A 12857-nucleotide genomic window follows, 5' to 3' on the forward strand; every position below is an offset into this window, starting at 1 on the left:
ACGCCGCTCCGGCCACAGCCCTGTCCGGCGCGGGCGGTGGCGTCCGCGCCGGACAGGGCTGTGGCCGGAGCGGCGTTCGCTTGACCATAACGAGCTGTTAGCGATAACTCCATGGCCTGTGAACGAGGTGCGTGGTTGTTGTCGCATCAAATCTGGGCACGGCATTTTCACTAGTCAGACCTTGGCTTCGTGGTTCCGTGGGAGTGGTGGCCTGTGGTGTCGTCGCCAACACAACCGACACTGAGGTCATCCCGGACCCGCGCGATGCGGACGCGCGGCCGACGGCCCGGGACGCGGCGAAGCCCAAGTGGGCGAAGAACCGCTCCACGATCCACCGTTTGGGCAGCACCACGAGGCGAAATGCCTGATGATGTCGGAGTGCACCAGCTCGCCCGGGCGGTCGCGTTCGTCGCGGCGTATGGCACGCCCGATGGCTCGGTCCAGCCGGGACAGGCAGGACAGGCGGTAGTGGCTCAGCACGCGGACCTTGATGATGCGCCGTTCGGTGCGGGTCGGGGTGCTGCGCGGGGCTCGTGTGCGGCCGGGAGGCCAGTTCGCTCATCCCGGCCTCGCCCTGCATGCGGTAGCGGTCGGCCCACCTCTGGGCGGTGGTGGGCGAGGCCTGGAAGCGTTCGGCGGCCTGGCGAAGAGTCCAGCCGTCCTCGACGCCACAGCGGGCCGGGCGCAGGCGTCCGGTCTCGGTCAGGGGTGCGTTTCGGCGGGGCAGAGGGCCTTCCTGTTGGTGTAGACGTCGCGATCCACACCGAACCGGAAGGCCCTCACCTGTTCAAGGCCTCTCGGTCGAGACCCGGCTCACCCGTCCACAACGTCCCGGACAGAACAACAGCGCCCAAAGGAAGTGCTGGCCGGCGGGGTCGCCGGAGGCGGGTTACCGCCCCGGCGTCCGGTCAGCGGGTGGCGAGGAACTCGAGCGTGTCGATCACGCGGTTCGAGAAGCCCCACTCGTTGTCGTACCACGCGACCACCTTGACGTGGCGGCCGTCGACGCGGGTGAGGGCCGAGTCGAAGATCGACGAGGCGGGATTGCCTGTGATGTCGGACGACACGAGCGGGTCGTCCGAGTACTCGAGGATGCCGGCGAGCGGCCCCTCCGCCGCGGCGCGGTACGCCGCCAGCACGTCGTCGCGGGTCACGTCACGGGTGACGGTCGTGTTGAGTTCGACGATCGAGCCCACCGGCACCGGTACGCGGATCGAGTCACCCGACAGCTTGCCGTCGAGGTTCGGCAGCACCAGGCCGATCGCCTTGGCGGCGCCGGTCGTGGTCGGCACGATGTTGACGCCGGCGGCCCGGGCACGACGGGCGTCGCGGTGCGGACCGTCCTGCAGGTTCTGCTCCTGCGTGTAGGCGTGCACCGTCGTCATGAACCCGTGCTCGATACCGGCGAGTTCGTCGAGGACCGCGGCCAGCGGCGCGAGCGCGTTGGTGGTGCAGGAGGCGTTCGAGACGATCGTGTGCCCGGCCGGATCGTAGGCGTCGGTGTTGACCCCGAACGCGAGCGTGACGTCGGCGCCGTCCGACGGCGCGCTGACGAGTACCTTCTTCGCGCCCGCGTCGAGGTGGGCGCGGGCGGCCTTGGCCGAGGTGAAGCGGCCGGTGGCTTCCAGGACGATGTCGACGCCGAGTTCTGCCCACGGCAGCTGCGCCGGTTCGCGCTCGCCCAGCACCGTGATCCGACGGCCGTCGACGACGAGGGCCTCCCCGTCGACGGTCACCGGGCGCCCGAGCCGGCCGGCCGTGCTGTCGTACGCGAGCAGCCGAGCGAGAGTGGCGGGCTCCGTCAGATCGTTGACGGCGACGACCTCGAGGGCGCTGCCGCGCTCCAGCAGTGCGCGCAGCACATTGCGTCCGATGCGGCCGAATCCGTTGATGGCGATGCGAGTCATGAGTGATGTCCCTTTCCCTTCGCCACCAGGTTCGCCCGCGGCTCGCGCCGCTGACAGTGGCGGGATCGCCATGGTTCAAAAGGATCCCGCCACGCGGTGCCGGGCGGGTTACTCGCCCCGGGTGAAGGTACGCCGGTACTCGCTCGGTGTGGTGCCGAGGATGCGCTGGAAGTGCAGGCGCAGGTTCGCGCCGGTGCCGAGGCCGACGTCGGCGGCGATCTGCTCGACGCTGCGCTGCGAGCGCTCGAGCAGTTCGCGGGCCAGGTCGACGCGGGCGCGCATCACCCACTGCATCGGCGTGTAGCCGGTCTCCTGGACGAAGCGCCTGGAGAATGTGCGCGGCGAGACCTCGGCCTGCCGCGCCAGTGTGTCGAGGGTGAGGGGCTCACCGAGCCGGCGCAGCGCCCACTCGCGGGTGGCGGTGAACCGCTCGCCGAGCGGCTCGGGGACGCTGCGCGGCACGTACTGGGCCTGGCCGCCGCTGCGGTAGGGAGCGGCGACCAGACGCCGGGCCGCGTGGTTGGACGCGGCCACTCCGAGGTCGCCGCGCAGGATGTGCAGGCACAGGTCGATGCCGGAGGCGGCGCCGGCCGAGGTGAGCACGCTGCCCTCATCGACGAACAGCACGTTCTCGTCGACTTGGACGAGCGGATGCCTGGCCGCGAGTGCCCGCGTGTAGTGCCAGTGCGTCGTGGCGCGCCTGCCGTCGAGCAGGCCCGTGGCGGCGAGCGCGAAGGCGCCCGTCGAGATGGCGGCGAGCCGTGCGCCCCGGTCGTGGGCGGCGATCAGTGCGTCGACGACGGCCTGCGGCGGGTCGTCGCGGTCCGGGGCCCGGTAGCCGGGTACAAATACGATGTCGGCCCACACGAGCGCGTCGAGGCCGTGGGCGACGTAGTACGCGAGGCCGTCACCGCCGGCCACGAGACCGGGTGTCGCCCCGCACACCCGCACCTCGTACGGCATGCTCGCGCGGGTCGTGAAAACCTGCGCGGGAATTCCGATGTCGAGCGGCTTCGCGCCCTCGAGCGCAAGGACGGCGACGCGATGCAGGCGGGAGGTTGGCACAGGACGAGGTTACGTGGGGCGTGACGCCGATACGCCCACGGGCGGACCGGGCAGACCACACACCGGCCAGGCGGTCCACCGCCCGTCCTCCCCTCGCCCGCCTCCAGCCGGTCTGAGGCCGAACCCGCACTCAAGGAGGAACCTCTGGAGGTCCGCATGGAGTCGGGCACTTTCGCCGCGGACCCGGAGCCCTGGGGGGCCGCCGTGGCGGGCGTGGGAGGAGATCCATCCGAACGAGGCCGCCCGGGGTGTCAACGCGCCGGTCCACGCCCTGTCGGACGGCGCTCCGGGCGCGATCGTCATCGCGCCCGGCGGTGCCCGCGGCACCGTGCTGATCCCTGGGCTTCGCGCAGGTGGCTACTGTTGCGACCTCGATGGGGCCGATGGCCCCGACGTGGCCTGCGTGGAGTGTGCCCTGCCCGTGGCGAGCCTGATCGACGACCGGGCGATGTGGCTCGCCCCGAACGTCTCGCCGCCGGACCACCAGATGCCGATCGCGAGGACCGTGGCCGCTTCCAGCATCCCCGCGCGGTCAAGGCCCCGCGGGCCATCGGGGCGCGCCCCATCGAGGCGACCAACGACCGGTGAACTGCGCCGCCGCGCCGATTCGGGTGCTCTACGCCCGTCCGGGACGGCGTGGCCCGCCGTCCCGCTGGCACAGCACAGCTCGGGCCGTAGCCGGCGCCCGGGCCGCTCAGGCGGGGACGGGCTGCGGGTCAGCATCGTCGAAGGGAGGATAGGTCTGGCTGCTCATGCGCTCGGCCGCATCGATGTAGTCGGCAAGAGCGTCGCGGGATTGAGTGAGCCTGGCTATCTGATCGTCCAGTCGCTGCTGCCGTGACCGCATCGCGGCCAGCAATTCGGGACACCCGAGCAGCTCCGGAGCCTCTCCTACCGCGCAGGGCAGCAGGTACGCGATGTCCTCGGAAGACAGACCGGCGCCGAGCAGGTGGCGGATCTGTTTCACCCGCACTACGGCGCTCTCCCCGTACTCGCGGTAACCGTTCATGCCGCGGTCTGCCTCCAGCAGACCCTGGGCCTCGTAGTAGCGCAACTGATGGGCGTTGACGCCCGTACGGTGACTCAGTTCCCCGATCCGCATCGAAACCTCGCTTGACCTTCACACCGGTATCAACGTTGACGATGCTGCCATGAACAAAACCGAAACACCTGTGACAATCATTGGGCTCGGGCTGATGGGCCAGGCACTTGCCGGCGCGTTCCTGAAAGCCGGGCATCCCACAACCGTGTGGAACCGTACAGCCTCCAAGGCTGACCAGCTGGTGGCCGAGGGGGCACGGCTGGCGCCAACGGTTGGCGACGCGGTCAAGGCGGGTTCCCTGACGATTGTGTGTGTGACCGACTACCAGGCCGTGCACGAGCTGCTCGGCGCGAGCGAAGTCGAGCTGGACGGCACGACGTTGATCAATCTGACCTCGGGCGACTCGGCCCAGGCCCGGGAGACCGCCCGGTGGGCGGAGCAGCGCGGGGCCCGCTATCTGGACGGTGCCATCATGGCGATCCCGCCGGCCATCGGCACCGCCGAGGCGGTGATTCTGCACAGCGGGCCGCAGGCGGACTTCGAGGCACACGAGTCGACACTCGACGCACTCGGCACCGTCACCTACCTCGGCGCGGACCATGGGTTGGCGTCCCTGTACGACGTGGCCGGCCTGGCCATGATGTGGAGCGTCCTGAACGCCTGGCTCCAGGGCACCGCCCTGCTCAGGACGGCCGGTGTGGACGCCGCGACGTATGCGCCGTTCGCACAGCGGATCGCGGTCGGTGTGGCCGAATGGCTGCCCGGGTATGCCCAGCAGATCGACAGCGGCTCCTTCCCGGCCGAGGTGTCGGCCCTGGAGACCGACGCACGGGCCATGGCACACCTGATCGAGGAGAGCGAGGCGGTGGGTGTCAACGCCGAACTGCCGAAGCTGATCAAGGCGATGGCCGACCGCTCGATCGCCGCCGGCCATGGTGGGGAGCAGTATCCCGTGCTGATCGAGGAGTTCAGCAAACCCCGCAGCGCCTGAGGTGGCGCAGCCGCTCGGTCGTGGGATCGAGGGCTGCCATGTCCGTGCGGGATTTCCTCAAGGCCCGCAGCGCCGCCAGGTCGATCGCCTCCTGGGGGCCGGCCTCCGGCTCCTGGTCGCGGTGCCCGGAGTCGGGGGCGGGGGCCCGAGCAGCTGCTCGGGCAGCGCCACCTGATGGTGTGCGACGACGTCGTACGCCCGGCCCCGCGCGGCGACGGTGGTGCGCAGCTTCTCGCGGACCACCGCGCCGGCGAGGACGGGCTCGTACGGCAGCGGGACGCGGGGGATATGTCCCCGGCTTCAGGTCCGAAGGTCGGGGCGCGGCCGGCGTGCCCCGGTCGGCCGGTGGCTGCCGGCCCGGGTCCGGGACGGTGGTCAGCGGTCGCCCTCGCTCAGCAGCGGACGGACGCGGTCCAGCACCGCGTCCGTGCGCGCGGCCACCTGCGCGAGCTCCTCGCCGGGGTGGTTGGCGTCACCGGGAATGACGCCGTCGCGCCACAGGTCCCAGCCCGGCCTCGCCTCGCGGATCCGCTCGGCGGTCAGGCCCTCGTAGCCGCCGTGGTCCCACTCCAACAGGTCGGGATCGGGCTGGGCGCCGGTCGGGCCGGCGAACTCGGCCGTCCGCATGGCGCAGCTCGGCAGGCTGGGTCTGATCCTCCCCTCGTATCGGCCACTTGGGCCACCCCGAGCACTGCTCCGCCGCACACTGTGACGCACATCTCCGGATACGGCCGGATGGCATAAACATGACCCCTGGAGCCCGCTTTGCCCGGCAATAACCCGCATCTCCATTACAGGGGCATGAACCCCGGCACAATGCTGAAATCCTTGACACACAAGGTGAGTCGACCTTCGAATGCGAGGCGTTGCGGCGATCCGACTCCTTGGATCTAATGCCTGTTGTCCGGAGTGGAGAACCCATCTCCGGACACACCGGGGCTGCTCATCGATCGACGAGGCAGCCGATCCACTCTGGGAGCACCGCGACATGGCAGCACCATCGCCAGCCGAATCACCGGAACTCCGGCCGGCGGCCGAAGCGCCGGGCGCCCGACACCGCGGCCCTCTCGCCGCCGCGCTGCGGGCGTTCCGCCGGGATCGCACCGGCATGGTCTCGCTCGGCGTGGTCTGCCTCTTCGCGCTCCTGGCCCTCGCCGCACCCCTGCTCGCCGCCCTCTACGGGAAGAACGCCACCGAGCACTACGGACAGGACACCCCCGGGCTGCTCAGCCCCGAAGGGCTACCGGTCCTGCCCAACGGCGGGATGTCCGGCGAGCACTGGTTCGGCGTCGAGCCCGGACTCGGCCGGGACGTACTGGCCCAGTTGCTGTACGGGATGCGTACCTCGCTGCTGATCGCGCTGGCCTCGGTGGCCGTCATCGCCGTCATCGGGGTGGTGGTCGGCATCACCGTCGGTTACCTGAGCGGCGCCGTGGACCGTGCCTTCACCTTCGTGTGCAACGTACTGCTGGCGTTCCCGACCCTGCTGCTGCTCCTGGCGCTGAGCCCGGTCATCCAGACCCGCTTCGTGGGGCCGAGGGAGAACGAGCCCGCCTGGATGCAGTTCACGGTGCTGATCATGGTGTTCTCGGCCTTCGGCTGGGTGCCGCTGGCGATGGTGCTGCGCACCGCCGTCCGCTCCTTGCGGGAACGCGAGTTCGTCGAGGCGGCGCGGGCGGTCGGCGCGAGTCGGCGGCACATCGTCTTCCGTGAGCTGCTGCCCAACGTCTGGGCGCCGATGCTGGTACACATCACCCTGGCCGTGCCGGGCATCGTCACCGCCGAGGCCGCGCTCTCCTTCCTCGGGGTCGGTATCAACGAGCCCATCCCGGACTGGGGCCGCATGATCTCCCGGGGCTCGGAGGTCTTCTACGACGACCCCACCTACATGGTCTTCCCCGGCGTGGCGATCCTCGTCTTCGTCCTCAGCTTCAACCTCCTCGGTGACGCCGTGCGGGACGCGCTCGACCCCCGCACCCTCCGCTGATCAACCGACCCCCGGCTCCTTCTCTCCGCTCCTCTCTGTCGCTGTTCCATCCCTCTCCTCACCCACACATGGGAGTTCGCCATGCCCGGATCCACCCCGCGCGCCGCAGCCCTGCCCGTCATCGCCACCACCGCCGCCCTGCTGCTGTGCTCCTGCTCCGCGGGGGCGGGTACGGGCGAGGCGAGGGACAGCACCGCGGTGCAGAGCGGCAAGCGGCTGTCCGCCGTACTCGGCACCGCGAAGGACAGCGCGGGTCCGGCGCCCGCGGTGCCCGGGGCCCGCCCCGGCGGTACCGTCACCGTCGCCAACCTCGTCGACTACCCGCATCTGGACCCGCAGAAGATCTACTCGGGGGAGAGTTACAGCACCTCCCTGCTGTGGGGCCGCCAGCTGACGCAGTACCAGGTCGTGGATGGCAGACCGACACTGGTCGGCGATCTCGCCACGGACACCGGAACGCCCTCCGACGGCGGCCGGACCTGGACCTACCACCTGAAGGACGGCATCGCCTGGGAGGACGGCAAGCCGATCACCGCCGAGCACGTCAAGTACGGCATCGAGCGCACCTTCGCCCCCGGCTTCGAGGCCGGTCCCACCTACTGGCCGGAGTGGCTCACCGGGTCGAAGGACCGCAGCTCGGCGGTGAAGAAGTACGGCGGCCCCAAGGACGGCGATCTCGACGACATCGAGATCCCGGACGACAAGACCATCGTCTTCCACTTCCCCCGGCCGGAGGCCGACGTGCCCTACATGGCCGCCCAGTCCTCCTCCTCTCCGGTCCGCGAGGACAAGGACAGCGGGACCGGGTACGACGTCAAACCGTTCGCCACCGGCCCGTACCGGATCGTCGAGCACAAGCAGAACCGGAGCCTCACTCTGGAGCGCAACCCCTACTGGAAGGCGGAGACCGACCCGATCCGCCACCAGTACCCGGACCGCTTCGAGTTCACCTTCGGCAAGCAGACCCTCAACACCGCGCAGGAGGTCCTCAACGGGCGCGGCGACGGCCCGACCACGGTCAGCACCAAGAACGAGCTGCCCCCGGAGCTGTTCGCGACGGCCGAGCGGGACCCCGCCAAGCGGAAGCTGATCGTCTCCGGTAGCCGGGGCGCGTACACCAACGACCTGTACATCAAGAACAGCCGGGTCACCGACCCCGAGGTCCGCAAGGCCATCCACTACCTGCTCCCCCGCGCACAGGCCCGCCAGGTCCTCGGCGGTCCGCACGTCGGCGACTTCGCCACCACTCTCTCCTCCCCCGCCGTGGTCGGCTGGAAGAAGTACGACCTGTACCCGGTCGCGCCCACCGGGGACATCACCAAGGCCAAGGAGCACCTGGCCAGGGCCAAGAAGAAGGTCACCAAGCTGACCTACGCCTACTCTGCCGACAGCCTGCAGCAGGACCGGCTCGCGCAGGTGCTCGGCGACGCCTTCGCCAAGGCGGGCGTCAAGCTCGTGGTCAAGCGGCTGGAGCCGTCCGCCTTCTACAACGAGGTCTTCCGCGGCCCGGCCCCGTACGACCTGTGGCTGAACACCACCTCCGTGGACTGGCCGACCCCCTCGACACTGCTGCCGGACAGCTTCCACAGCAAGCTGGACGCCCTGAACAACTCCATCCGCTACGCCAACCCGAAGGTGGACAGGGAGCTGGAGCGCATCGAGTCCATCGGTGACGCCCGGCGGAAGGCCGACGCGCTCATCGCCCTGGAGGAAGTGGTGATGAAGGACGTCCCGGTGGTGCCCTTCCTCTACTGCGGCATCTCCGAGTTCCGCGGCGCTGACATAGGCGGCGCCGCCATCCACCCGATCTACGGCGCGATCTCGGCCGTCGACCTGTACCTGAAGAAGTCCTGACCCACGACCATGACCGGCTACCTCCTGCGGCGCGTCCTGCAGGCCGCGGCGGTGCTCCTGGCGATCACCGCCGCGGCCTTCGGGCTCTTCTACGCCGCGCCCTCCGATCCGGCCCTCATCGCCTGCGGCCCCAAGTGCGACACCGCCCAGGTCGAGGCCGTCCGGGCCGGCATGGGACTCGACCAGCCCATCGCCTCGCAGTTCTTCGACTACCTCGGCGGACTCGTCACCGGGCGCACCATCGCGGACGTGGACGGCAGCCCGATCCGCTGCGCCGCCCCCTGCCTCGGCTACTCCTACACCCTCCACCAGCCGGTCCTGGACGCCATCGCGGACCGGCTGCCGGTGACCATCTCGCTCGCCGGCGGCGCCCTCACCGTGATCCTGCTCCTCGGTGTCGGCGCGGGGCTGGTCGCGGCGCTGCGCCGGGGCACCGCCGCCGACCGGCTGCTGTCCGGCTTCAACCTGCTCGGCGCCAGCGTCCAGATCTACTTCCTCGGGTACGTACTCCAGTACTTCCTGGTCTACTCCACCGGGCTGCTGCCGCTGCCGCAGTTCGTCCCACTGGCGGACCATCCGGGCCGCTGGGCCGCGGGGCTGCTGCTGCCCTGGCTGGTGCTCGGCTTCGTCAACGCCGCCGTCTTCGCCCGCCTGACCCGCTCGCAGATGCTGGAGACCATGCACGACGGCTACGTGCGCACCGCCCGCGCCAAGGGGCTCGGCACCCTGCGCACCCATCTGAAGTACACCGCGCGCGGGGCCGCGGCCCCGCTGGTGCAGCTGCTCGGGCTGGAGATCGGTGCGCTGTTCGGCGGCGCGTTCATCACCGAGACCGTCTTCGGGCTGGGCGGCGTGGGCAAGCTCGCCGTGGACGCGGTCACCGGCAACGACCTGCCCACCGTCGTCGGCACCGTGCTGCTCGCCGCCTTCTTCGTCGTCGTCTTCGTGACCGTGGCCGACCTGGTGGTGGCCTGGCTCGACCCCCGTGTGAGGCTGACATGAACCAGGCCACCGCGGCCGGCCCCCGCCCCCGCGGGGCCGCCGCCTCCCCCGCACTACGCGTCCGCGAACTGACCGTGTCCTTCGACACCCCGCGCGGCCCGGTGCCCGCGGTCGCCGGCGTCTCCTTCGATCTGGCTCCCGGCGAGGTGCTGGGCCTGGTCGGCGAGTCCGGCTCGGGCAAGTCCACCATCGGGCTGGCCGCGCTGGGGCTGCACGATCCGGCCCGCACCCGCGTCGGCGGCAGCATCCGGCTCCACCCCGCCAAGGGCTCGGGCGGTGCGCAGGACCCGGCCGGCATCGAGGTGGTCGGTGCCCCTGAGGCAGTGCTGAAGCGGGTGCGCGGGGCACGCGTCGCCATGGTCTTCCAGGACGCGCTGGACGCCCTGTCCCCCTTCCACACCGTGGGTGCGCAGCTGGCCGAGGCATACCGGATCCACCACCGGGACGCGGGCCGGCGCGAGGCCCGGGAGCGCGCCGCGGCCATGCTGGAGCGGGTGGGCATCCCCGCCGGGCGGGCGGGCGACCATCCCCACCAGTTGTCGGGCGGTATGCGGCAGCGCGTGGTGATCGCCATGGCGCTGATCAACGAACCGGACGTGCTGATCGCGGACGAGCCGACCACCGCACTCGACGCCCGGGTGCAGCGCCAGGTCCTGGACCTGATGCGCGAACTCCAGGCCGAGACCGGCACGGCCATGCTGCTCATCACCCAGGACGTGGGCGTGGTCGCCGCGGTCTGCCACCGCATGCTGGTGATGCGCTCCGGCCGCGCCGTCGAGGAGGGGGCGACCGACCGGCTCCTCGCCGCCGCCGGCCACCCGTACACCCGCGCCCTCGTCGGCGCCGCGCCCACGCTGCGGACCGCTCCCGGTTCCCGGCTCCCCACCGTCGAGGAGCCGGACCCCGCGCCGCGCCGCCCCGCCGCGGAGCAGGAGCGCCCGGAGCCCGCCGTGCTGGCCGAACTCGACGGCGTGCGGGTGGACTTTCCCGGGCGCCGGACCTCGCCGCTGCGGCGCGGGCGGCCGGTTCCCGCGGTGCGCGGGGTGACGTTGCAGATCGCGCGCGGCGAGACGCTCGGGCTGGTCGGCGAGTCCGGCTCGGGGAAGTCCACCATCGCCCGGGTCCTCGCCGGCCTGCGGCGGCCCACCGCCGGGGCGGTACGGTTCGAGGGGCGGGACATCTCCCGTGCCGCCGTCGACCCCCGGCTGCGCCGGGAGCTGAGCCGCGAGGTGCAGCTGGTCTTCCAGGATCCGTACGCCTCCCTCAACCCGCGCCGCACCGTAGCGGAGATCATCACCACGCCGCTGCGGATCCACACGGGGCTGGACGCCGCGGCCCGGCGGAACCGGGCCGCCGAGCTGCTGGAGCAGGTGGGTCTGTCCGCGTCCCATCTACCCTGCTATCCGCATGAGTTCTCCGGCGGGCAGCGGCAGCGGATCGGCATCGCCCGCGCGCTGGCCGTGCGCCCCCGCCTGATCATCGCCGACGAGCCGGTGTCCGCGCTGGACGTGTCCGTCCAGGCGCAGGTGCTCAACCTGCTGATGGACCTGCGTGCGGAGCTGGACCTGTCGATGCTGTTCATCTCCCACGACCTGGCGGTCGTCCGGCACTTCTGCGACCGTGTAGCGGTGCTGAGATCCGGCGAGCTGGTGGAGACGGGCTCCCGGGACGCGGTCTTCAACGCTCCCCGCGCCCCATACACCCGGGAGCTGCTCGACGCCGTCCTGTGACCCGCGCCGCAGCACGAGGACCTCCGCCGCGGCGGAGGTCCTCGCTTGGTGGGATATGCCGCGCGGGACCGTTCGATTGGGCCTGGAGCAGCCGCCAGAGCAGCCCGCTCGAAGCACCGGGAGCCCGCCACCCCCGCGTAGGCGCCGAAGTTGGGGATCGGGCGGTACCCGCAGCGGGTGTGGAAGCGCACGGCGGCGGGCTGGCCGTCTCCCGTCTCCAGCCGCAGGCGGGTCCAGCCCTGGCCGCGCGCCCACTTCTCCAGAGCGGAGAGAACACCTTCGGCGACCCCGGAGCCGCGCCGGACGGGCTCCACCTACACCGCTTGACCTCGCCGATCCCTCCACCGAGGTCGCGGAGTCCGCCGCAGCCCACCGCGCCACCGTCGTCCGCGGACGCCACGAAGAACACCGCGATGTCCGCCGCCGAGGGCGCCACCCCGGGCTCACTGTCCGGGGTCCCGTAGATCTCGGCGATCTCGGCCCGCTGCCGGGCCCGCAGCGCTACCGCGTCGGGGTGCGACCAGGCCACCCGTTCGATCTTCATGGCGGGATTGCGCCGGGCGCGTCTTGCGGGCGGGTAAACCCGTGCGGCCACGTTCGCCGAGGCGATCAGGCTGGCCGCGTGAGCCGGCCGGGGCGGTGACCGAACGGGCCGGCACGCCTCACCCGGCTCGCCCGATCGGGTGGTTCCCCGGGCCGGACCGGCCCTCCGCCGTCGCCGCTCCCAGCCAGGGGGTACCTCATGGGTACGGGCTGCCCCGTCGCAGCTTCGCTCCCCACCCCCCTGCCAGTACCGGGAGGCTCGGACGGACATGTCGGACCCCGCGCGCATCGACGTACACCAGCACCTGATCCCGCCGGACCTCAGCCGCGCCATGGCCGAGCGGGCCGAGGCCCTCGGCTGGCCCGCTCCCGCATGGGACGTGCGGGGCGCGATCGCGATGATGGACCGCAGGTCGATCGCCACCGGCCTGCTGTCGTTCCCCGCCCCGGTCGCGGCACCCGAGGACCCCGCGGGCGCCCGTGCCGGCGCCCGGAGCGTGAACGAGTACACCGCCGAAGTCGTCAAGGACCGGCCCGACCGCTTCGGTCACCTCGCGGCCCTCCCCCTGCCCGACCTGGACGCCGCACTGGCCGAGGCCGCCCACGCGCTGGACGAGCTGAACGCCGACGGACTGATCGTCCTGTCCAACGTCCACGGCCGCTACCTCGGCGACCCCGCCTTCGAGCCGCTCTGGGCCGAACTGGACGCCCGTGCCGCCGTCGTCCTCATCCACCC

General features: G+C 71.5%; 10 protein-coding genes and 2 pseudogenes. 6 read left to right on the forward strand and 6 right to left on the reverse strand.

Annotated features, from left to right (window positions below; all coding sequences use genetic code 11):
* Nucleotides 1–324 precede the first annotated feature (324 nt).
* The 4 genes and pseudogenes from E4099_RS19375 to E4099_RS19395 form a co-directional block, all read right to left on the reverse strand.
* A pseudogene (locus tag E4099_RS19375) lies at nucleotides 325–727 on the reverse strand (leucine zipper domain-containing protein); the annotation flags it as partial.
* Between the two features lie 181 nt (nucleotides 728–908).
* A complete protein-coding gene (gap, locus tag E4099_RS19380) occupies nucleotides 909–1907 on the reverse strand; it encodes a type I glyceraldehyde-3-phosphate dehydrogenase (RefSeq protein ID WP_135340361.1) in 999 nt (332 codons plus the stop codon).
* Between the two features lie 108 nt (nucleotides 1908–2015).
* Complete coding sequence (locus E4099_RS19385) at nucleotides 2016–2972, reverse strand: GlxA family transcriptional regulator (protein WP_135340362.1); 957 nt, start codon at nucleotides 2970–2972, stop codon at nucleotides 2016–2018.
* 694 nt (nucleotides 2973–3666) lie between these two features.
* Complete coding sequence (locus tag E4099_RS19395; RefSeq protein WP_135340363.1) at nucleotides 3667–4074, reverse strand: MerR family transcriptional regulator; 408 nt, start codon at nucleotides 4072–4074, stop codon at nucleotides 3667–3669.
* A gap of 49 nt (nucleotides 4075–4123) precedes the next feature.
* Between E4099_RS19395 and E4099_RS19400 the strand changes: the two genes are divergently transcribed.
* On the forward strand, nucleotides 4124–5005 hold the full coding sequence (locus tag E4099_RS19400; RefSeq protein WP_135340364.1) for an NAD(P)-dependent oxidoreductase: 882 nt from the start codon (nucleotides 4124–4126) through the stop codon (nucleotides 5003–5005).
* Between the two features lie 375 nt (nucleotides 5006–5380).
* Here the strand turns inward: E4099_RS19400 and E4099_RS33670 are convergent, their stop codons facing one another.
* A complete protein-coding gene (locus E4099_RS33670) occupies nucleotides 5381–5632 on the reverse strand; it encodes a histidine phosphatase family protein (RefSeq protein ID WP_209446662.1) in 252 nt (83 codons plus the stop codon).
* Nucleotides 5633–5993: 361 nt separating this feature from the next.
* On the opposite strand from E4099_RS33670, the gene E4099_RS19410 reads away from it, so the two are divergent.
* From E4099_RS19410 to E4099_RS19425, 4 genes are all read left to right on the forward strand, one after another.
* Nucleotides 5994–6992 (forward strand): ABC transporter permease, encoded by a 999-nt coding sequence (locus E4099_RS19410; protein WP_135340366.1) that lies wholly within the window; start codon nucleotides 5994–5996, stop codon nucleotides 6990–6992.
* A gap of 81 nt (nucleotides 6993–7073) precedes the next feature.
* On the forward strand, nucleotides 7074–8846 hold the full coding sequence (locus E4099_RS19415; protein WP_135340367.1) for an ABC transporter substrate-binding protein: 1773 nt from the start codon (nucleotides 7074–7076) through the stop codon (nucleotides 8844–8846).
* Between the two features lie 9 nt (nucleotides 8847–8855).
* Nucleotides 8856–9848, forward strand: a complete 993-nt coding sequence (locus E4099_RS19420) for an ABC transporter permease (RefSeq protein WP_135340368.1) — start codon at nucleotides 8856–8858, stop codon at nucleotides 9846–9848.
* Complete coding sequence (locus E4099_RS19425; protein ID WP_135340369.1) at nucleotides 9845–11578, forward strand: dipeptide ABC transporter ATP-binding protein; 1734 nt, start codon at nucleotides 9845–9847, stop codon at nucleotides 11576–11578. The genes E4099_RS19420 and E4099_RS19425 overlap by 4 nt, the downstream gene beginning before the upstream one ends.
* Before the next feature lie 224 nt (nucleotides 11579–11802).
* On the opposite strand, the pseudogene E4099_RS34335 reads toward E4099_RS19425, so the two are convergent.
* A pseudogene (locus E4099_RS34335) lies at nucleotides 11803–11892 on the reverse strand (GNAT family N-acetyltransferase); the annotation flags it as partial.
* A gap of 498 nt (nucleotides 11893–12390) precedes the next feature.
* On the opposite strand from E4099_RS34335, the gene E4099_RS19435 reads away from it, so the two are divergent.
* Nucleotides 12391–12857: amidohydrolase family protein (locus tag E4099_RS19435; RefSeq protein ID WP_167828416.1), on the forward strand; the 467-nt coding region annotated here is incomplete at its 3' end.

This window comes from Streptomyces palmae (genome assembly GCF_004684805.1).
In the GTDB taxonomy this organism is placed as follows: domain Bacteria; phylum Actinomycetota; class Actinomycetes; order Streptomycetales; family Streptomycetaceae; genus Streptomyces; species Streptomyces palmae.

Bases quoted from the DNA above. Each gene is read 5' to 3' on its own strand.
- gap (WP_135340361.1), bottom strand. From the start codon at position 1,907: ATGACTCGCATCGCCATCAACGGATTCGGCCGCATCGGACGCAATGTG.
- E4099_RS19395 (WP_135340363.1), bottom strand. From the start codon at position 4,074: ATGCGGATCGGGGAACTGAGTCACCGTACGGGCGTCAACGCCCATCAG.
- E4099_RS19400 (WP_135340364.1), top strand. From the start codon at position 4,124: ATGAACAAAACCGAAACACCTGTGACAATCATTGGGCTCGGGCTGATG.
- E4099_RS33670 (WP_209446662.1), bottom strand. From the start codon at position 5,632: ATGCGGACGGCCGAGTTCGCCGGCCCGACCGGCGCCCAGCCCGATCCC.
- E4099_RS19410 (WP_135340366.1), top strand. From the start codon at position 5,994: ATGGCAGCACCATCGCCAGCCGAATCACCGGAACTCCGGCCGGCGGCC.
- E4099_RS19415 (WP_135340367.1), top strand. From the start codon at position 7,074: ATGCCCGGATCCACCCCGCGCGCCGCAGCCCTGCCCGTCATCGCCACC.
- E4099_RS19420 (WP_135340368.1), top strand. From the start codon at position 8,856: ATGACCGGCTACCTCCTGCGGCGCGTCCTGCAGGCCGCGGCGGTGCTC.
- E4099_RS19425 (WP_135340369.1), top strand. From the start codon at position 9,845: ATGAACCAGGCCACCGCGGCCGGCCCCCGCCCCCGCGGGGCCGCCGCC.